Source organism: Streptomyces albidicamelliae (assembly GCF_025642175.1).
In the GTDB taxonomy this organism is placed as follows: Bacteria; Actinomycetota; Actinomycetes; order Streptomycetales; family Streptomycetaceae; genus Streptomyces; species Streptomyces albidocamelliae.
In genome coordinates, this window is sequence record NZ_CP106795.1 from 2,416,400 (window position 1) to 2,435,498 (window position 19,099).

At 74.3% G+C, this 19,099-nt stretch carries 16 protein-coding genes and 1 pseudogene; 8 read left to right on the top strand and 9 right to left on the bottom strand.

Going from position 1 to position 19,099, the window contains the following annotated elements; all coding sequences use genetic code 11:
• Nucleotides 1-17: 17 nt before the first annotated feature.
• Both N8I86_RS11240 and N8I86_RS11245 read right to left on the bottom strand, forming a co-directional pair.
• Nucleotides 18-1,427, bottom strand: a complete 1,410-nt coding sequence (locus N8I86_RS11240; RefSeq protein WP_073892751.1) for a lysine N(6)-hydroxylase/L-ornithine N(5)-oxygenase family protein — start codon at nt 1,425-1,427, stop codon at nt 18-20.
• Entirely contained in the window at nt 1,424-2,785 is a 1,362-nt protein-coding gene (locus N8I86_RS11245) for a pyridoxal phosphate-dependent decarboxylase family protein (protein WP_263277701.1), read from the bottom strand. The genes N8I86_RS11240 and N8I86_RS11245 overlap by 4 nt, the downstream gene beginning before the upstream one ends.
• A 187-nt stretch (nt 2,786-2,972) precedes the next feature.
• Between N8I86_RS11245 and N8I86_RS11250 the strand changes: the two genes are divergently transcribed.
• Nucleotides 2,973-3,557 carry a GNAT family N-acetyltransferase gene (locus tag N8I86_RS11250; RefSeq protein ID WP_263277702.1) on the top strand — a complete coding sequence of 195 codons (585 nt, stop codon included), beginning with the start codon at nt 2,973-2,975 and terminating at the stop codon, nt 3,555-3,557.
• Nucleotides 3,558-3,599: 42 nt separating this feature from the next.
• Here N8I86_RS11250 and pepN read toward each other — a convergent pair whose 3' ends face one another.
• From pepN to N8I86_RS11265, 3 genes and pseudogenes are all read right to left on the bottom strand, one after another.
• Entirely contained in the window at nt 3,600-6,233 is a 2,634-nt protein-coding gene (gene pepN / locus N8I86_RS11255) for an aminopeptidase N (protein WP_263277703.1), read from the bottom strand.
• A 171-nt stretch (nt 6,234-6,404) separates the two neighbouring features.
• The gene (locus tag N8I86_RS11260) at nt 6,405-6,737 is read right to left on the bottom strand and encodes a chorismate mutase (protein WP_079192473.1); all 333 of its coding nucleotides are present in this window, start codon (nt 6,735-6,737) and stop codon (nt 6,405-6,407) included.
• 39 nt (nt 6,738-6,776) lie between these two features.
• A pseudogene (locus N8I86_RS11265) lies at nt 6,777-7,661 on the bottom strand (helix-turn-helix domain-containing protein); the annotation flags it as partial.
• Between the two features lie 213 nt (nt 7,662-7,874).
• Here N8I86_RS11265 and N8I86_RS11270 point away from each other — a divergent pair.
• Genes N8I86_RS11270 through N8I86_RS11280 form a run of 3 tightly spaced genes read left to right on the top strand, consistent with a single transcriptional unit; the run spans nt 7,875 to nt 11,096 of the window.
• The gene (locus tag N8I86_RS11270; protein ID WP_263277704.1) at nt 7,875-9,653 is read left to right on the top strand and encodes a glycoside hydrolase family 35 protein; all 1,779 of its coding nucleotides are present in this window, start codon (nt 7,875-7,877) and stop codon (nt 9,651-9,653) included.
• A 53-nt stretch (nt 9,654-9,706) separates the two neighbouring features.
• The gene (locus tag N8I86_RS11275; protein WP_123438216.1) at nt 9,707-10,588 is read left to right on the top strand and encodes a hypothetical protein; all 882 of its coding nucleotides are present in this window, start codon (nt 9,707-9,709) and stop codon (nt 10,586-10,588) included.
• A gap of 28 nt (nt 10,589-10,616) precedes the next feature.
• A complete protein-coding gene (locus N8I86_RS11280; protein WP_263277705.1) occupies nt 10,617-11,096 on the top strand; it encodes a MarR family winged helix-turn-helix transcriptional regulator in 480 nt (159 codons plus the stop codon).
• Between the two features lie 788 nt (nt 11,097-11,884).
• On the opposite strand, the gene N8I86_RS11285 is transcribed toward N8I86_RS11280, so the two are convergent.
• Nucleotides 11,885-12,814: an SDR family oxidoreductase gene (locus tag N8I86_RS11285; RefSeq protein ID WP_263277706.1), complete on the bottom strand. Its 930-nt coding sequence runs from the start codon at nt 12,812-12,814 to the stop codon at nt 11,885-11,887.
• A 1-nt stretch (nt 12,815) separates the two neighbouring features.
• Complete coding sequence (locus N8I86_RS11290; RefSeq protein ID WP_263277707.1) at nt 12,816-13,679, bottom strand: SDR family oxidoreductase; 864 nt, start codon at nt 13,677-13,679, stop codon at nt 12,816-12,818.
• Nucleotides 13,680-13,779: 100 nt separating this feature from the next.
• On the opposite strand from N8I86_RS11290, the gene N8I86_RS11295 reads away from it, so the two are divergent.
• From N8I86_RS11295 to N8I86_RS11310, 4 genes are read left to right on the top strand one after another with little or no spacing between them, the layout of a single operon-like run.
• The gene (locus N8I86_RS11295; RefSeq protein WP_263277708.1) at nt 13,780-14,523 is read left to right on the top strand and encodes an enoyl-CoA hydratase family protein; all 744 of its coding nucleotides are present in this window, start codon (nt 13,780-13,782) and stop codon (nt 14,521-14,523) included.
• Nucleotides 14,524-15,375, top strand: a complete 852-nt coding sequence (locus tag N8I86_RS11300; RefSeq protein WP_073892759.1) for a CoA transferase subunit A — start codon at nt 14,524-14,526, stop codon at nt 15,373-15,375. It abuts the gene before it with no gap.
• Entirely contained in the window at nt 15,372-16,133 is a 762-nt protein-coding gene (locus N8I86_RS11305; RefSeq protein WP_073892760.1) for a CoA-transferase subunit beta, read from the top strand. Before N8I86_RS11300 ends, N8I86_RS11305 begins: the two co-directional genes overlap by 4 nt.
• A complete protein-coding gene (locus N8I86_RS11310; protein ID WP_263277709.1) occupies nt 16,133-17,230 on the top strand; it encodes an NAD(P)H-dependent flavin oxidoreductase in 1,098 nt (365 codons plus the stop codon). Before N8I86_RS11305 ends, N8I86_RS11310 begins: the two co-directional genes overlap by 1 nt.
• Nucleotides 17,231-17,276: 46 nt before the next feature.
• On the opposite strand, the gene N8I86_RS11315 is transcribed toward N8I86_RS11310, so the two are convergent.
• Complete coding sequence (locus N8I86_RS11315; protein ID WP_263277710.1) at nt 17,277-18,434, bottom strand: acetyl-CoA C-acetyltransferase; 1,158 nt, start codon at nt 18,432-18,434, stop codon at nt 17,277-17,279.
• A gap of 37 nt (nt 18,435-18,471) precedes the next feature.
• Nucleotides 18,472-19,095, bottom strand: a complete 624-nt coding sequence (locus N8I86_RS11320; RefSeq protein ID WP_123438210.1) for a TetR/AcrR family transcriptional regulator — start codon at nt 19,093-19,095, stop codon at nt 18,472-18,474.
• Nucleotides 19,096-19,099 lie beyond the last annotated feature (4 nt).

Sequence of the window (19,099 nt, forward strand, 5' to 3'; positions counted from 1 at the left end):
ACCGCCCGAACGGGCTCTCAGCCGTCGACGAGCGGGATCAGCTGCCGTACCGGGCGGGCCTGCGGCACGCGGGTGCGGGCGTCGTCGAGGCCGAAGCTGGTGAAGGCCGTCCGGGTGGGCAGCGGATACGTCTCCTTGCCGGTGAGCGTGTTGAGGATGGTGGCACTGCGCCAGGCGGCGAGGCCGAGGTCGGGGGCACCGACGCCGTGGGTGTGCAGTTCGGCGTTCTGGACGTGGATCGAGCCGGTCACCGAGGGGTCGAGGACGAGCCGGAACTCCTCGTCGATGCGCGGGCGTTCGCTGCCGTCCCGGCGCATGTAGGGGTCGAGTCCGGCGAGGATGCGGTCGAGGGGGCGCTCGCGGTAGCCGGTGGCGAGGACGACCGCGTCGGTGGTGAGCCGGGAGCGGCTGCCCTGCTGGAGGTGCTCCAGGTGCAGTTCGACCTTCGTGGTCGCGATGCGGCCGGCCGTGCGGACCTGGACGCCGGGGGTGAGGACGGTGTCGGGCCAGCCCCCGTCGAGGGTGCGCCGGTAGAGCTCGTCGTGGATGGCGGCGAGGGTGCCCGCGTCGATGCCCTTGTGCAGCTGCCACTGGGCGGCCACCAGACGGTCGCGGACCGGCTCGGCGAGGGCGTGGAAGTAGCGGGTGTAGTCGGGTGTGAAGTGCTCCAGGCCGAGTTTGGAGTACTCCATCGGGGCGAACGCCTCGCTGCGGCCGATCCAGTGCAGTTTCTCGCGGCCGGCCGGGCGGTGCCGCAGCAGGTCGAGGAAGATCTCGGCGCCGGACTGTCCGGAGCCGACGACGGTGACGTGGCCGGCGGCGAGGACGGTGTCGCGGTGGGCGAGGTAGTCGGCCGCGTGGACGACCGGCACGCCGGGCGCGTCCACCAGGGGTTTGAGCGGGTCGGGCACATGGGGGACGGTGCCGACGCCGAGAACGATGTTGCGGGTGTGGGTGCGGCCGAGGGCCTCGGCCTCGCCGTCGGCGTCGAGCTGGGTGAAGTCGACCTCGAACACGTCCCGTTCGGGGTTCCAGCGGACGGCGTCGACCTGGTGGCCGAAGCGCAGCCCGGGGAGGCTCTGCGCGACCCAGCGGCAGTAGGCGTCGTACTCGGCGCGCTGGATGTGGAAGTGCTCGGCGAAGTAGAAGGGGAAGAGCCGCTCGCGGTTCCTGAGGTAGTTCAGGAAGCTCCAGGGGCTGGTGGGGTCGGCGAGCGTCACCAGGTCGGCGAGGAAGGGGACCTGGACGGTGGCGCCGTCGATGAGCAGGCCGGGGTGCCAGTCGAAGCCGGGGCGCTGTTCGTAGAAGACGGCGTCGAGTTCGGCGAGCGGGTGGGCGAGGGCGGCGAGGGAGAGGTTGCACGGGCCGATGCCGATGCCGACCAGGTCGCGGGGGGAGGTGGGTTCGTGGCGCGCGGGGGTGGTCATCCGGTGGTCGTTCTTTCTGCGAGTTCGAGGAGCTGGGCCAGTTCGTCCGGCCCGGTGTGGGGGTTGAGGAGGGTGGCCTTGAGCCAGAGGCGGCCGTCGAGCCGGGCACGGCCGAGGACCGCCCGGCCCTCCTCCAGCAGCCCGCGGCGTACGGCGGCCACGGTGTCGTCGTCGGCTCCGGCGGGCCGGAACAGGACCGTGCTGATCACGGGTCGGCCGTACAGCTCGAAGCCGGGGTGCGTGTGGACGAGGGCCGCGAACTCGCGGGCGCGGGCGCACACCTGGTCGACCAGGGCGCCCAGTCCGCTGCGGCCCAGGGTCTTCAGGGTGACGGCGATCTTGAGGATGTCGGGGCGGCGGGTGGTGCGCAGTGAGCGGTCGAGCAGGTCGGGGTATCCGGCCTCGGTGTCGTCGTCGGCGTTGAGGTAGTCGGCGCGCTGGTGCAGGGCGGCGAGTTCGCGGGGGCGGGCGACGGCGAGGAGGCCGGCGGCGACCGGCTGCCAGCCGAGTTTGTGCAGGTCGAGGGTGACGGTGTGGGCGGCTTCGAGTCCGGCGAGTTTGTCGCGGTGGCGGTCGCTGAAGAGGAGGCCTCCGCCGTAGGCGGCGTCGATGTGCAGGCGGGCGCCGTGGGCGGCGCACAGCCCGGCGATCTCGGGGAGCGGGTCGATGAGGCCGGCGTCGGTGGTGCCCGCGGTGGCGGCGACCAGGAGGGGCCCGGTGCGTCCGGTGAGGACGCGGTGGAGCGCGGCCGGGTCGAGGATGCCCTGCGGCGTCGGGACGACGACCGGGTCGGGCAGGCCGAGCAGCCAGGCGGCGCGCGGCAGCGAGTGGTGGGCGCCCGCTCCGCAGACCAGTCGCAGCCCGCTGCCGTGCGCCTCGCGGGCGAGGAGCAGGGCGAGCTGGTTGGACTCGGTGCCGCCGGTGGTGACGAGGGCGTCGGCGAGGCCGGCGGTGTGGGCGAGGGCCCGGGTGACCGCGGCTTCCAGGGCGGAGGCGGCCGGGGCCTGGTCCCAGGAGTCCAGGGAGGGGTTCAGGGCACTGACGGCGAGGTCGGCGGCGGTGGCGACGGCCAGCGGCGGGCAGTGCAGGTGGGCGGCGCACAGCGGGTCGGCGGGGTCGGCGGCGCCCGCGGCGAGGGCGTGCACGAGGGCGCGCAGGGCGTCGGGGTCGCCGTCGTCCGGGAGGGCGTCCCCGAGGGTGTCGGCGAGGCGGGCGGCGACGGCGTCCGGTCCGCCCGCGGGCAGCGGTCCGCCGCGCGCCCGGCGGCCGGTCGCGAGCGCGTCGAGGACGGTGTCGAGGAGCGGCCGCAGGGCGTCGGGGCCGTCGGGTCCCGAGGCGAGGGGCGGCGGCGTGCTCATGGGTTTCCTCCGGGGCGCGGGAACGGGGTGCGGAGGCTTCGGCACGGACGTTTCCGTACGCGGTTTCCAGCTTGTACGGGAAGGGTGCCCCGCGTCCTGAAAGCCCGGGGATCCGTACCCGAAAGTGGGTACTGCCGTGCGAGGAAAACGGGTGGGGGAGGTGGCCTCGCGCGCTAACGTCGGTCGGATGGTTGACGCGTGGATGATCGACGTGCCCGGTGAGCGGGTGCTGGTGCGCGAACTCGGCCCGGCGGACGAGGGGCCGCTGCTCACGCTGTTCGAGGAGTGCGAGGACTGGTTCGTGGCGGCGACGGGGCTGCCGTCGGGGCCGGGTGATGTGCAGAGCCTGTTCTACGCGCTGCCGGAAGGTGCGGACCCCGAGGACAAGGTGCTGCTGGTGCTGGAGCGGGACGGGGTGGTCGCGGGTGTGGTGGACGCCGTGCGCGACCATCCGGAGCCGGGTGCCGTGGCGGTGGGCCTGTTCCTGCTGGCGCCGTGGGCGCGGGGGCGCGGCCTCGGCCGGGCGCTGGCCGCTTCCCTGCTGGCCCGGGCCGGGGGCGGCACGGTGGTGACGGCCACGGTGCCGCCCGGCTGGGTTCCCGGTGAACGTTTCCTGCGGCGGCTCGGGTTCGCCCTGGACGCCGTTCCGGCGGCGCGGCCGGATCCGGCGGGCGGGCGCCCGGGCCCGCGCGGGGCGGGCGTACGGCGGGCGGTTCTGCGGCCCGCCGGGGCCGAGGCCGCGGGCGGGTCGGGTGAGGGGGCGCGGCGGTGAGCCGCGGCCGGGCCGGGACCGGCCGCGGCCGCCGCCTTGCGGTTACGCCTCCTGGTCCGTCTTCCCCTCGCCCTTCCCCTTCTTGCCCTTGTAACTCTTGTCGCCCTTGTCGCTCTTGTCGCTCTTCTTGACCTTCTCGGGCTTCTCGGGGGTCTCGGCCGTGGCCGGGGTCTCGGTCCTCTCGTCGCCCGGGCCCTGGCCGTCGCGCACCCGGAGGGCGCGGGACAGGTCGTCGAGGCGGTCGGCGAGGGTGCGGCGCAGGGCCGGGGTGAGGTCGGCGTCGCGCAGGCAGGCCTCGCCCAGGCGGACGTGGTCGGCGTCGACGGCGTGGGCCGGGAAGGCGAAGCGGCCGGCGGCGACGGCGATGGCGGGGCCGCGGCGGGCGGCGACGGGAACCACGTCCTCGTAGAAACGCGGCACGTACTCCCGTACCAGTTCGGCCTGTTCGGGCTTCCAGAAGCCCTGGGCGGTGGCCGTGAACAGGTAGTTCGACAGGGCGTCGCCGGTGAACATCGCCTCCCAGGCGGCGCGCTTGGCCTCCGGGTCGGGCAGGGCGGCGCGGCAGCGGGCGGCGCCCTCCTGGCCGGTGGCGCTCGGGTCGCGGTCCAGTTCGGCGGCGATGGCCGCCTCGTCGGCGGCGCCGAGCACGGCGAGCCGGGCGAGGACGCGCCAGCGCAGCTCGGGGTCGAGCTCCGGTCCGCCCGGCACCGTGCCGTCGGCGAGCCAGGCGGCGATGGTCTCGGGGTGGGCGGCCACGTCGATCAGGTGCCGTACGGCGATCAGGCGCAGACCGGGGTTGTCGCCGTCCTCGGTGCGCCGCAGCAGGTCGCGGCAGAGGGAGGTGAGCGTGGCCAGCGCGGCCGGGCGGTCCTCGGGCGCCAGGTACTGGTCGGCGATCTGCCCGGAGGCGAAGACGAGGACGCCCTGGACGAGGGCCAGGTCGGTCTCGTGCGGGAGATGGGCGCGGGCCGTCTCCAGGTAGGCGGCGGGCGGGAGTTCGCCGTCGCGTACGGCGTCGCGCAGGGCGTTCCAGACGATCGCGCGGGTGAGCGGGTCGGGCAGGCCGGACAGCCCGGTGCGCAGCGCGTCGAAGGAGCGGTCGTCGAAGCGGACCTTGGCGTAGGTGAGGTCGCCGTCGTTGAGCAGGAGCAGCGCGGGACGCTTGCCGATGGGCTCGGGGGCGGCCTGGGGGACGTCGAGGTCCAGGCGTTCGCGGAGCACGAGCCGGCCCTCGTCGGCGAGGTCGTGGTCGTAGAGGCCGGCGGTGAGGCGGTGCGGGCGGCTGCCGGCGCGGTCGACGGCCAGCGTGCAGGTGCCGTCGGCGGCGGCGATGACGGGCGTGAGCGTGTCGACGCCGGTGGTGCGCAGCCAGCTGTCGGCCCAGGCGTGGACGTCGCGGTCGGTGGCCGAGGCGAGGGAGTCGATGAAGTCGGCGAGGGTGGCGTTGCCGAACTTGTGCCGGGCGAAGTGGGTGTTGATGCCGGCGAGGAAGTCCTTCTCGCCGAGCCAGGCGGCGAGCTGGCGCAGGGCGGAGGCGCCCTTGGCGTAGGAGATGCCGTCGAAGTTGAGGAGTGCGGAGGCGGTGTCGTCGACGGCGTCGGGGGCCACCGGGTGGGTGGTGGGCCGCTGGTCGGCGTCGTAGCCCCAGGGCTTGCGGGTGACGCCGAACTCGGTCCAGGGGCCGGCGAACCGGGTGGCCTCGGCCGTGGTCTGGTAGCCCATGTACTCGGCGAAGGACTCGTTCAGCCAGATGTCGTCCCACCACTTGAGGGTGACGAGGTCGCCGAACCACATGTGGGCCATCTCGTGGGCGATGACCATGGCGCGGGTCTGCCGCTCGGTGTCGGTGACGGCCGAGCGGTAGACGAAGTCGTCGCGGAAGGTGACCAGTCCCGGGTTCTCCATGGCGCCGGCGTTGAACTCGGGGACGAACGCCTGGTCGTAGGAGTCGAAGGGGTAGGGCTCCGCGAACTTCTCGTGGTAGCGGTCGAAGCACGCGCGCGTGACGTCGAGGATTTCGTCGGCGTCGGCGTCGAGGTGCGGTGCGAGGGAGCGGCGGCAGTGGATGCCGAAGGGCAGTCCGCGGTGTTCGGAGCGGACCGAGTGCCAGGGGCCGGCGGCGACGGCGACGAGGTAGGTGGAGATTGTCGGGGTGGGCGCGGCCTGCCAGACGCCGTCGGCGCGCTGCTCGGTGACGCCGTTGGCGAGCACGGTCCAGCCCTCGGGTGCCTTCACCGCGACCTCGAAGACGGCCTTCAGGTCGGGCTGGTCGAAGGCGGCGAAGACCCGCTGGACGTCGTCCATGAACATCTGCGTGTAGACGTACGTCTCACCGTCGCTGGGGTCGGTGAAGCGGTGCATGCCCTCGCCGGTGCGGGAGTAGCGCATGACCGCGTCGACGCGCAGTTCGTGCTCGCCCGCGGTGAGGCCGGTCAGCGGCAGCCGTCCGTCGCGCAGCGAGTCCGGGTCGAGGGGCTGCCCGTCCAGCGTGACGTCGCGCAGCTCGGCGGGCTTGAGCTCGACGAACGTGTCCCCGTCGGACCGCGTGGTGAAGCGGATCACGGTGCGGGAGCCGAAGGTGTCCTCACCGGTGGTGAGATCCAGCTCGACGGTGTAGCGGTGGACGTCGAGGAACTGTGCTCGGAGCTGCGCCTCATCGCGCGTGAGTACGGACATGCAGGCCATGCTGCCTGATGGGACCGGCAACGCACAGGGGCGGGCCGGTACACGGCTTTTGTCCGGCCCGTGCTCTTCGCGGATCAGCGGCCGTGGGTGTCCTCGGCGACGGATCAGCGGCCGTGGGTGTCCCCGGCGAAGATCAGCGGCGTGGGTGTCCCCGGCGACGGATCAGCGGCCGTGGGTGTCCTCGGCGATGCGCTCGTGGTGCCGGATCACCTCGGCGATGATGAAGTTCAGGAACTTCTCGGCGAACGCCGGGTCGAGTTTGGCGTTCTCGGCGAGGCGGCGCAGCCGCTCGATCTGCCGGGCCTCGCGCGCCGGGTCGGCGGGCGGCAGCTGGTGCACGGCCTTGAGTCTGCCGACCTGCTGGGTGGCCTTGAAACGCTCGGCGAGCATGTGGACGACGGCCGCGTCGATGTTGTCGATGCTGTCGCGCAGCCGTGCCAGTTCTTGGCGGACCTCGGGGTCCACGTCACCGGTGCCGGTGTTGCTGGTGGTCATGGGCGTCCACCCTATGCGTTCGCCGGATCGTCCCCGGGGAGTGTCCGGGGAGTGGATCATCGGGGGATCGCCGGGGTCGGGGACGCGGTCGCTCCAGCCGCCGGGGACGCTGCGGCCCTGCTGGGCGCGGAAGCGGACGGGGGCGAGGCCGACGCGGCGGGTGAACAGCCGGGAGAAGTAGGCGGGGTCGTCGTAGCCCACGCGGCGGGCTACGGCGGCGACGGGGAGTTCTGTGGCGGCCAGGAGTTCCTTGGCGCGTGCGAGGCGGATACCGAGGAGGTAGTCCTTGGGGCTGCATCCGGCGGCCCGGCGGACCGCACCGCGCAGTTCGGCGGTGGTCATGCCGTGCCGGGCGGCGTGACCGGCGACGCTGAGGGGCAGGCAGGCGTCGCGGGCCAGGGCCTCCAGTACCCGGTCGCCGTCGGGGGCGAGGTCCGCGCGGGCGCGGCGCAGGGCGACGAGCAACTCGTGCACGGCCGCGCCGGTCTCCACCTCCAGCAGGGGGTTGCCTCGGCGGGCCGCGCGGGCGATGCGGGCGACGACCCGGCGGGGCCCGGAGGCGTCGGAGAGCGGCACGACGGGCCGGTCGGGCTCGATGTAGCCCAGTTCGGTGTACGTGGTGGTGGCGGGTCCGGCGAAGTCGACGAAGCCCTCGTCCCAGCCGGTGTCCGGATCGGGGGCGTAGTGGTGGGGCACGCCCGGGGTGAGCCAGAGCAGGGCGGGTGCGGTGACGGGGGTGCGGCGGCCGTCGGCGCCCCGGTACCAGCCGCCGCCGGAGCTGATCACGACGGCCACGTGGTGGTCGAGGGTGCGCGGGCCGACGGTGGGCAGCGGGCCGTGCTGGAGGCCCACGCCGAGGCAGACCAGTCCGAGCCGGTGGTGGGCGGGGCCGGGGCTGAAGAACCGCATCCAGGTCTGGTACATCGACGCTCCTCCCGGCGCAGGCGGCGGTGGATCTCCGTTCCGGCGGACTTCTGTCCAGGCACTTCTGTCCCAGCGCTTTTGTCCAGGCACTTCTGTCCCAGCGCTTGTGTCCCAGCACTTTTGTCCAAGCAGCGCCGATCTTCGTCCATGGCGCCGAGCGCCGCCAGGGCCGAGGCTGGGGCGAGTGGGCGAGGCCGGGGCGGGAGCGGACGCATGAGCGCATTCACGGTGGGGGAATCGGACTTCCTGCTGGACGGACGGCCGGTGCGGCTGCTGTCGGGGGCGTTGCACTACTTCCGCGTGCACGAGGGGCAGTGGCGGCACCGGCTGGCGATGCTGCGGGCGATGGGCCTGAACTGCGTGGAGACGTACGTGCCGTGGAACCTGCACGAGCCGGCTCCGGGGCGTCACCGGGACGTGGGGGCGGTCGGCCGGTTCCTGGACGCGGTAGGGGAGGCGGGCCTGTGGGCGATCGTGCGGCCGGGGCCGTACATCTGCGCCGAGTGGGAGAACGGCGGGCTGCCGTCGTGGGTGACGGGTGGGCTCGGGGCACGCGCGCGTACCCGTGACGAACGCTTCCTCCTGCATGTCGGGAGCTGGTTCCGCCGGCTGCTGCCCGAGATCGTCCCCCGGCAGGCGGACCGTGGCGGCCCGGTGCTCATGGTGCAGGTGGAGAACGAGTACGGCAGCTACGGCAGCGACGCCGGCTACCTGGCGGAGCTGGCCGCGCTGCTGCGCGCCGAGGGGGTCACGGCCCCGCTGTTCACCTCGGACGGGCCGGAGGACCACATGCTGACCGGCGGCTCGCTGCCCGGTGTGCTCGCCACGGTGAACTTCGGCTCCCACGCGCGCGAGGCCTTCGCGACGCTGCGCCGCCACCGGCCGGCGAGCCCGCTGATGTGCATGGAGTTCTGGTGCGGCTGGTTCGACCACTGGGCCGGGCAGCATGCGGTGCGGGACCCCGGGGAGGCCGCCGGGGCCCTGCGGGAGATCCTGGAGTGCGGGGCGTCGGTGAACCTCTACATGGCGCACGGCGGGACGAGCTTCGGCGGCTGGGCGGGCGCCAACCGCGGCGGGGACCTGCACGAGGGACCGCTGGAGCCGGACGTGACGTCGTACGACTACGACGCCCCCGTGGACGAGTACGGCCGGCCCACGGAGAAGTTCCGGCGCTTCAGGGAGGTCCTGGCCGAGTACGCCGACGGCCCGCTGCCCGAACCGCCGCCACGCCCGGCTTCCCTGGGCGCGGCGGCCGAGGTGGTGCTCACCGGCTGGGCAGGGCTGGACGGCGTACTGGAGGCGCTGGGCGGCGCGGAGACCGTGACGCCGGTAGCGCCCACGTTCGAGGATCTCGGGATCACCCGGGGGCTCGTCCGGTACGCGGTGGACGTGCCGGGGCCGCGGCGGCCGTACCCGCTGACCGTGCGGGGCCTGCGGGACCTCGCCACGGTGTACGTCGACGGCGAGTGGGCCGGGGTGCTCACGGAGGAGGAGCCGCGGCTTCCGGAGCCGGTGGCGGGCCCCGCGCGCGTGGAGCTGTGGGTGGAGTCCCTGGGCCGGGTGAACTACGGGCCGCGCTCGGGTGAGCCCAAGGGCATCACCGGGGGTGTCCTGCACGAGCGGCAGTACCTGCACGGGACACGCGCGCGCGGGCTGGATCTCGCCGCCTTCGACGACGGGGTGGCACGGGTGCCCTTCGGTCTCGTGCCCGGCTTGGACACGGGGGCTGTCCCGGGCGCCGGCGCGGCGGGGCTGTACCGGGGGACGGTCACCGTTCGCGGGGCGGGGGACGCCCGGCTCGAACTGCCGGGCTCGACGCGCGGCTTCGCCTGGATCAACGGCTTCGGCCTGGGCCGCTACTGGTCGGCCGGCCCGCAGCGGTCCCTGTACGCCCCCGGGCCCGTGCTGCGCGAGGGCGGGAACGAGGTGTGGCTGCTGGAGCTCCAGCAGGCCGGCCCGGACCGGCCGGCGCCCCGCCTGCTGCCCGTGTGACCGGCCGGGCGTCGCCCTTACAGTGGAGTCCGGGCGTCTTTGGGGGTGCGGACGTGGCGAACGGCGGACCGGTCCAGCACGGCTACCCGCACCTGGAGACGGTGCGGGCCGCGATCACGGCGCTCTACCGGCGGCTGTCCCGGGACACCGTCCAGACGTTCTCGACCAGCGTGGCCCCCGCCGACGTGGCCTTCTGCGACACCGACGACCTGCATCTGGGGGCGCAGCGCGTCGCCCGTGAGATGGTGCGGCACTTCCGGCTGCCGGACGCCCGGCTGGTCGTCTGCTTCCGGGAGATGACCCATGCGGCGAACGTCGAACTGACGGCGGGGCCCGAGTACTTCGTCGAACTGAACGACCGTTTCCGCACCCACCGCAGGGACATCGGCGCGGCGCTCGCCCATGAGGTCGCGCACGTCTACCTGCACCGCCTGGACCTCTCGTTCCCCACCACGGCGGAGAACGAGATCCTCACGGACACGGTGACGGCCTACCTGGGCGCGGGCTGGCTGCTGCTGGACGCCTACCGGGAGGACGGGGTCTCCTCGCAGAAGCTGGGCTACCTCACCCCGGAGGAGTTCGGCTACGTCCTGGCCAAGCGGGCGCTGCTCCTCGGCGAGGACCCCTCGGTGTGGTTCACCAGCCCGCAGGCCTACACCGCCTACGCCGAGGGCATGACCCGGGCCCGCCGGGACGAGCAGCAGCCACCGCTGACCGCGGCCGGCTGGGCGGGGCGGCGCCGCTACGCCCACGACCGCCGGCACACCTCGGGGGTCCGGCCGACGGCGCCCTACGCCTTCGCGTCCGACGGCGCCGGACAGCTCCGCGTGTCGTTCCCCTGCCCGACCTGCCACCAGCGGATCAGGGTGCCGGTGCGGGGGCGGGTCCGCGCGCGGTGCGGGCTGTGCCGGACGGTGCTGGAGTGCGACACGTAGGCGGGCCGGTCCTCGTTAGCCTGGGCCCATGACGAAGCGGGACGGGGCGGAGCGCGCGGAGGTTCTGGGGCGGCTCGTGGAGGTGGGGCGGGCCCACGGCGCGGTGACGGTGCTGTTCCACTCGGCCCTGGCCGCGCGGCTGGGACTGAACGCGACGGAGATGAGGACGCTCGACCACCTGCGGCGCGAGGGCCCGCTGACCGCCAAGGACCTGGCCGGGCTGACCGGTCTCGCCCCGGCCTCCGTCACCGGTCTGCTCGACCGCCTGGAGACCAAGGGCTTCGTCCGGCGGGTCAAGCACCCGACGGACAAGCGCCGGGTGGTCGTCGAACTGAGCGAGGAGGAGCCGGCCGGGCCGGCCGGTCTCCTCGACGACTGGGCGCGGGAGGTCGCCGAGGCCTGCGCGGAGTTCGACACCGGCGAACTGGAGACCGTGATCCGCTTCCTGTCGGTCATGGACGAGCGCCAGCGCGCGGCGGCGGCCCGCCTGACAACACCACCTTCGTGACCGACCGCCCCGTGCCGCCTTCCTGACCGGCCGCCCGGCACCGCCTTCGTGACCGACCGCCCCACACCGCCTTCCCGACTGGCCGGCCCGCGCCGCCTTCCTGACCGGCCAGCCGACGCCGCCTTCCTAACTGGCCGGCCCGCGCCGCCTTCCCGACTGGCCAGCCCACGCCACCTTCGTAACCGGCCGCCCCGCACCACCTTCGTGACCGACCGCCCCACACCGCCTTCCCGACTGGCCGGCCCGCGCCGCCTTCCTGACCGGCCAGCCCACGCCACCTTCGTAACCGGCCGCCCCGCACCACCTTCGTGGCCGACCGGCCTGACCGTCGGCCCGAGCGACGCCCCTGACCGGCCGACCCGAGCGACGCTCATCGCCGCCGCCCCTCAGCCGCTCCCCGACCGGCTGACCTGCGCCGCCTTCACGGCCGACTGTGCCTGACCGGCCGCTCGTCGCCGCCTCCCCAGCCGGCCGCCCCTGACCGGCCGCCCCGAGGGACACTCACCGCCGCGGCTCCCCCACCGGCCGGCCCGCGCCACCCCCCATGGCCGACTGCCTCTGACCGGCCAACTCTCACAGCCCTCCCGGCCGACCCTCACAGCCCTCCCGGCCGGCCGCCCCCGACCAACCGCCCCGAGCGAAGCCCGCCGCCCCCCACCGCCGCGTCCCGACCGGCCGACCCGCGCTGCGTTCACCGCCCCCCGGCCGCGCCCCCGGCCAGCCGCCCCACGGCCGACTGCCCGTTGATCGACCGACCGCGTCACCCTCGCGGCCGCCCGGCAACGCCGCTAGGCCCCGTAGACCGCCCCGGGCGGTTCGGCCGCCGACAACAGTTCGCGTGCCAGCTCGCCCGCCCCGGCCGGTGTCCACCGCGCCCCCTTGTCGGCGGTGGGGCCGGGGCGCCAGCCCTCCATGACGGTGATCCGGCCGCCCTCCGCCTCGAACACCCGGCCGGTGACACCGGCGCTCGCGGCCGAGCCGAGCCAGACCACGAGCGGGGAGACGTTCTCCGGTGCCATGGCGTCGAACCCGTCGGCCGGTGCCGCCATGGCCGCGGCGAAGGTGTGTTCCGTCATCCGGGTGCGGGCGGCCGGGGCGACGGCGTTGACCTGCACGCCGTAGCGGGCCAGTTCGGCCGCCGCGACGAGGGTGAGGCCCACGATCCCGGCCTTGGCCGCGCTGTAGTTGGCCTGGCCGACCGAGCCCAGCAGGCCGGCCCCGCTGCCGGTGTGCACCACTCGGGCCACCGGGGTGCGCCCCGCCTTGGCCTCGGCCCGCCAGTGGACGGCGGCGTGCTTCAGGGGCAGGAAGTGGCCCTTGAGATGGACGCGGATCACGGCGTCCCAGTCGTCCTCGTCGAGGTTGACCAGCATCCGGTCGCGCAGGAATCCCGCGTTGCCGACGAGGGTGTCGAGCCGGCCGAACGTCTCCACGGCGGTGCGGATCAGGGACTCGGCACCCGCGCCGGTGGCGATGTCACCGCCGTGCGCGACCGCCTCACCACCCGCGGCCCGGATCTCCTCGACCACCCGGGCCGCGGGGCCGTCCGGTCCGGGGCGGCCGTCGAGACCGACACCGAGATCGTTGACGACGACCCGCGCCCCCTCCGCGGCGAAGGCCAGCGCATGGGCGCGGCCGAGCCCGCGGCCCGCTCCGGTGACCACGACGACCCGCCCGTCGCAGATCCCGCCCGTCCCGGACGGTCCGTCTTCGTCCATCTCAGCCCTCCAGTGGTGTGGTCGAGGCATCCGTCGCCCGGTGTCCGGCGGCCTCGGCGGCCGCTTCCCGGCCGTTCGGCCGCACGGTCGTACCGACGGCGGCGTCCAGAAAGGCGGGCCTTTCGCCGCCTCCGTGGACCTGCAGGCTCGCCCCGCTGATGTACGCGGCCGCGTCGGAGGCGAGGAAGACGGCGGCGGCGCCCACGTCGGCGGGCGCGGCCAGCCGGCCCAGCGGGACGGTGCGGGAGACGGCGGCGACACCGTCGGGGCCGCCGTAGTGGAGATGGGCCAGTTCGGTGCGGACCATCCCGACCACGAGCGTGTTGACGCGGACCTCCGGCGCCCACTCCACGGCCATCGAGGCGGCCAGGCCGGCGAGGCCCGCCTTGGCCGCGCCGTAGGCGGCCGTACCCGGCGAGGGGCGCGCTCCGCTGACGCTGCCGACCATCACGATCGAGCCGCGGCTGCGGCGCAGGTGCTCGTGGGCGGCGAGGGAGGCGGTCAGCGGGGTGATCAGGTTCAGCTCGACGATCCGCGCGTGCCGTTCGGCGAGGGCGACGGCGTCCGCGCCGGGCTCGATCAGCGGCCGGTACGGCGTTCCGCCGGCGTTGTTGACGAGCACGTCGAGGCGGGGCAGCGCGGCGAAGAAGGTGCGGACGGCGGGCGGGTCGCGCAGGTCCAGCGCGGTGAACCCGACGCCTTCCAGGGGCTCTTCGGGGGGTCTGCGGGCACAGGCCAGGACCGTGGCCCCGGCTTCGGCGAAGGCCCGCGCGATACCGGCGCCGACGCCCCGGGTGCCGCCGGTGACGACGACGGTACGGCCGTGCAGCGAGCTGTCCACAGGGTGCGCGGCCGAGTTGTCCACAGGCTCTCCCGCTCGTCTTCGCCGACTGCTAGCTTCGAAGCCTCACACCTAACAAATGTTTGGTGGAAAGGCGTTGAGTGCGAAGGTAGCTGATGCGTCCATGGGTGTCTCCACCTCGTCCCCGGAAAAGGGGATTTCGCTCGTCACGATCGACTTCCCGCCGGTGAACGCGCTGCCGGTGGCCGGCTGGTTCGCGCTGGCCGAGGCCGTCCGCGCGGCGGGCCGCGATCCGGGGGTCCGGTGCGTCGTGCTGGCCGCCGAGGGGCGCGGGTTCAACGCGGGCGTGGACATCAAGGAGATACAGACGGCCGGCCGCGAGGCGCTGATCGGCGCCAACCAGGGGTGCGCCGAGGCCTTCGCCGCGGTCTACGAGTGCGAGACACCCGTGGTCGCGGCGGTGCAGGGCTTCTGTCTGGGCGGCGGGATAGGCCTGGTGGGCAACGCGGACGCGATCGTGGCGAGCGAGGACGCCACCTTCGGCCTGCCGGAGCTGGACCGGGGCGCGCTGGGTGCCGCGACCCATCTGGCCCGGCTGGTCCCGCAGCACCTGATGCGGGCGCTGTACTTCACCGGGCGCAGAGCGACCGCCGCCGAGCTGCACCGGCACGGCTCGGTCTGGCGCGTGGTGCCGCGCGCGGACCTGCCGTCGGCGGCGCGGGAGCTGGCCGGGGAGATCGCCGCCAAGGACGGGCGGCTGCTGCGCATGGCCAAGTCGGCCATCAACGGCATCGACCCGGTCGACGTGCGCCGCAGCTACCGGTTCGAGCAGGGCTTCACCTTCGAGGCCAACCTCAGCGGTCTGGCCGACCACATCCGCGACACGTTCGGGAAGGAGGGCGCGTAGATGGGCGACAAGACGATGACCGCGGACGAGGCGGTCGCACGGCTGGAGAGCGGCATGACGCTCGGCATCGGCGGCTGGGGTGCGCGCCGCAAACCGATGACCCTCGTCCGTGCGCTGCTGCGGTCCGGGATCGGGGACCTGACGGTCGTCTCGTGCGGCGGTCCGGACGTCGGCATGCTGGCCGCGGCCGGCCGGATCAGCCACCTGGTCACGGCCTTCGTCACGCTCGACACCATCCCGCTGGAGCCGCACTACCGGGCGGCACGCGAGGGCGGCGGCCTCCGGCTCACGGAGGTCGACGAGGGCATGTTCCTGTCGGGCCTCCAGGCGGCGGCGCAGCGGCTGCCCTTCCTGCCGGTGCGGGCGGGGGTCGGCTCGGACGTGATGCGGGTCAACCCGCGGCTGCGGACGGTCACCTCGCCGTACGAGGACGGGGAGACGTTCGTGGCCATGCCCGCCCTGCGGCTGGACGCGGCCCTGGTGCACGTCGACCGCGCCGACCGGCTGGGCAACGGCCGGTGCCTCGGCCCGGACCCGTACTTCGACGACCTGTTCTGCGAGGCGGCGGACGCGGCCTACGTCTCCTGCGAACGGATCGTGGACACCGCCGAGCTGACCAAGGACGCGGCTCCGCACTCGCTGCTCCTCAAGCGGCTCGCGGTGACGGGCGTGGTGGAGGCGCCCGCCGGCGCGCACTTCACGTCCTGCGCGCCGGAGTACGGCCGGGACGAGGAGTTCCAGCGGTGCTACGCGTCCACGCCGTGGCCGGAGTTCGCCGAGCGGTTCCTCGGCCCGGACGAGGACGCCTACCGGACCGCGGTGCACGAGTGGCGGAAGGAGCAGGGGCGATGAGCGTCACCGGGGGTGGGACGGGCGTCACCCGGGCCGAGTACTGCGTGATCGCCTGCGCCGAGGCCTGGCGGGGCGCCGGTGAGATCCTGGCGAGCCCGATGGGCCTGATCCCCTCGCTCGGCGCGCGGCTGGCGCGGCTCACCTTCGCGCCGGATCTGCTGCTGACCGACGGCGAGGCGCTGCTGGTCCGCCCGGACGGCACGCCCGAGGGCTGGCTGCCCTACCGGCAGCACCTGACGCTGGTGGCGGGCGGGCGCCGGCACGTGATGATGGGCGCGAGCCAGATCGACCGGTACGGCAACCAGAACATCTCCTGCGTCGGCGACTGGGAGCGCCCCCGCCGGCAGCTCCTCGGGGTGCGCGGAGCCTCGCTCAACACGCTCAACAATCCGACGAGTTACTGGGTCCCCCGGCATGCGCGCCGGGTGTTCGTGGAGCGCGTGGACATGGTGTGCGGGGTGGGGTACGACCGGGCGGCGGAGCTGGGCGCCACGGCCCGCTTCCACCATGTCGTGCGGGTCGTCTCCGATCTCGGGGTCTTCGACTTCTCCACGCCGGACCGTTCGATGCGGCTCGCCTCGCTGCATCCCGGGGTGAGCCCGGAGCAGGTGCGGGAGGCCACGGGCTTCCCGCTCGCGGTCCCGGACCGCGTGCCACGCACCCGGGAGCCAGGGGCCGAGGAGCTGCGGCTGATCCGTGAGGTGCTGGATCCGGCCGGGGACCGGGCACGCGAGGTGCCGGAGGGGGCGAGGGGCTGATGGAGACCGCGCTCACCCGGCTGGTCGGGGTCCGCCATCCGATCGTGCAGACCGGGATGGGATGGGTGGCCGGGCCCAGGCTGGTGTCGGCGGCGGCGAACGCGGGCGCCCTGGGCATCCTGGCCTCCGCGACGATGACGCTCGACCAGTTGCGCGAGGCGGTGCGGGAGGTGCGGTCGCGGACCGGGGCGCCGTTCGGGGTGAACCTCCGGGCCGACGCGGGCGACGCGGCCGACCGCGTGCGGATCATGCTGGAGGAGGGTGTCCGGGTGGCGTCCTTCGCCCTCGCCCCTTCACGCGAGCTGATCACCGCGCTCAAGGAGGCCGGGGTGGTGGTCGTCCCGTCGGTCGGGGCGCGGCGGCACGCCGAGAAGGTGGCCGCCTGGGGCGCGGACGCGGTGATCGTCCAGGGCGGCGAGGGCGGCGGGCACACCGGTGAGGTGGCGACGAGCGTGCTGCTGCCGCAGGTGGTGGACGCGGTGCGGATACCGGTCGTGGCGGCGGGCGGCTTCTTCGACGGGCGGGGGCTGGTGGCGGCGCTGGCGTACGGGGCGGCCGGGGTCGCGATGGGCACGCGGTTCCTGCTCACCTCCGACTCGACGGTGCCGAACGCGGTGAAGGCGCGGTATCTGGCGGCGACGGTGCGGGACGTCACGGTGACGTGCGCGGTGGACGGGCTGCCGCACCGGATGCTGCGCACGGAGCTGGTGGAGGCGCTGGAGCGGTCGGGCCGGGTGCGGGCCTTCGCCCGGGCACTCCGGGAGGCGGCGGGTTTCCGGCGGCTGTCGGGGCTCGGCTGGCGGCAGCTGGTCCGTGACGGGCTCGCGCTGAGACACGGCAAGGAGTTGTCGTGGAGCCAGGTGCTGCTGGCCGCGAACACGCCGATGCTGCTCAGGTCGGCGATGGTCGAGGGGCGTACGGACCTCGGGGTGATGGCGGCGGGTCAGGTGGCGGGGGTGATCGACGATCTGCCGTCGTGCGCGGAGCTGGTGGACGGGATGATGGCGCAGGCCGGGGAGATCATCGGTGCGCTGCGGACGGGCGGTGCTTCGGCGCCCGCTGGAGCGGAGCCGCCCGGTGCGGCTCCCCCGCGATGAGGGGGGCCGCGGACCGGGGGCGGCGTTCGGCGGGCGCGGGCCGGGTTCAGAGCCGTTCGATGATCGTCACGTTGGCCTGGCCGCCGCCCTCGCACATGGTCTGGAGGCCGTAGCGGCCGCCGGTGCGCTCCAGTTCGTGCAGCAGCGTCGTCATCAGGCGGGCGCCGGTCGCGCCGAGGGGGTGGCCGAGGGCGATGGCGCCGCCGTTGACGTTGACCCTGCCGGGGTCGGCGCCCGTCTCCTTCAGCCAGGCGAGGACGACCGGCGCGAAGGCCTCGTTGATCTCCACCAGGTCGATGGCGTCGATGGTCAGTCCGGTCCTGCGCAGCGCGTGTGCGGTGGCCGGGATGGGGGCGGAGAGCATGCGGACGGGGTCCTCGCCGCGTACGGAGAGGTGGTGGACGCGGGCGCGGGGGCGCAGCCCGTGGTCCCGTACCGCCCGTTCGGAGGCGAGCAGCAGGGCGGCGGCGCCGTCGGAGACCTGGGAGGAGCAGGCGGCGGTGATGGTGCCGCCGTCGACGACGGGCTTCAGCCCGGCCATCTTCTCCAGGGTGGTGTCCCGGCGCGGGCCCTCGTCCACCGTGACGTCCCCGAGGGGGACGATCTCGCGCTCGAAGCGGCCGGTGTCGATCGCCCGGATCGCCCGCCGGTGCGAGCGCAGGGCGAACTCCTCCTGGTCCTCGCGGCTGATGTGCCACCGGGCGGCGATCATCTCGGCGCCGGTGAACTGGTTGACCGGCTGGTCGCCGTAGCGGGCTCGCCAGCCGGCGCTGCCCTGGAAGGGACCCTCCGTCAGCCCGAGCGGGGCGGCGGCCTGCCGGGAGGCGAAGGCGATGGGCACCTGGGTCATGTTCTGCACGCCGCCCGCGACGACCAGGTCCTGGGTGCCGGACAGCACGGCCTGCGCGGCGAAGTGCACGGCCTGCTGGGAGGAGCCGCACTGCCGGTCGACGGTCACGCCCGGCACCTCCTCGGGCAGCCCCGCGGCGAGCCAGCAGGTGCGGGCGATGTCCCCGGCCTGTGGTCCGACCGCGTCCAGACAGCCGAGGACGACGTCCTCCACGGCGGCCGGGTCGACGCCGGTCCGCTCCATCAGCGCGGTGAGCGCATGCGCGCCCAGGTCGGCCGGGTGCACCCCGCCGAGCCCTCCCCCGCGCCGCCCGACGGGCGTGCGGACCGCTTCGACTATGTAGGCCTCGGCCATGGCGACTCCCCTGCCTGGAAGGGACGTTGGGTGGGCTCTATCCGCTCTGCTCGTCGCGTACGGCGATCCCGTCGAGCACCATCGACAGGTACTGGCGGGCGATCTCCTCGGGGCTGTGCTGTCCGCCGGGCCGGTACCAGGAGGCGGCCACCCACACGGTGTCCCGCACGAAGCGGTAGGTGAGCCGCACGTCGAGGTCGGCGCGGAAGACCCGTTCGGCGACGCCGCGTTCCAGCGTGCTGAGCCAGGCCTTCTCGAACCGGCGCTGGGAATCGGCGAGGAACGCGAACCGGTCCTGGGCGGCGAGCTGCCTGCTCTCCTTCTGGTAGATGGCGACGGCGGCCCGGTGCCGGTCGATCTCCCGGAAGGACTCGGTGACCAGCGCCTCCAGCGTCTCGCGGGGCCCGAGTCCGGAGGCGAGGACGGTGTCGTAGCCGTCCCACAGCTCGTCGAGGAAGGTCCGCAGGATCTCCTCGAGCATCGACTCCTTGGAGTCGAAGTGGTAGTAGAGGCTGCCCGCGAGCATCCCGGCGTGGTCGGCGATCCTGCGGACGGTGGTGGCGTTGTAGCCGTGCTCGGCGAACACCTCGGCGGCGGTGGTGAGGAGTTCGCCGCGCCGGGCGGCCGCCGCGGTCACCTGGGGCTTCTTCTTGGTCGGCACGCCC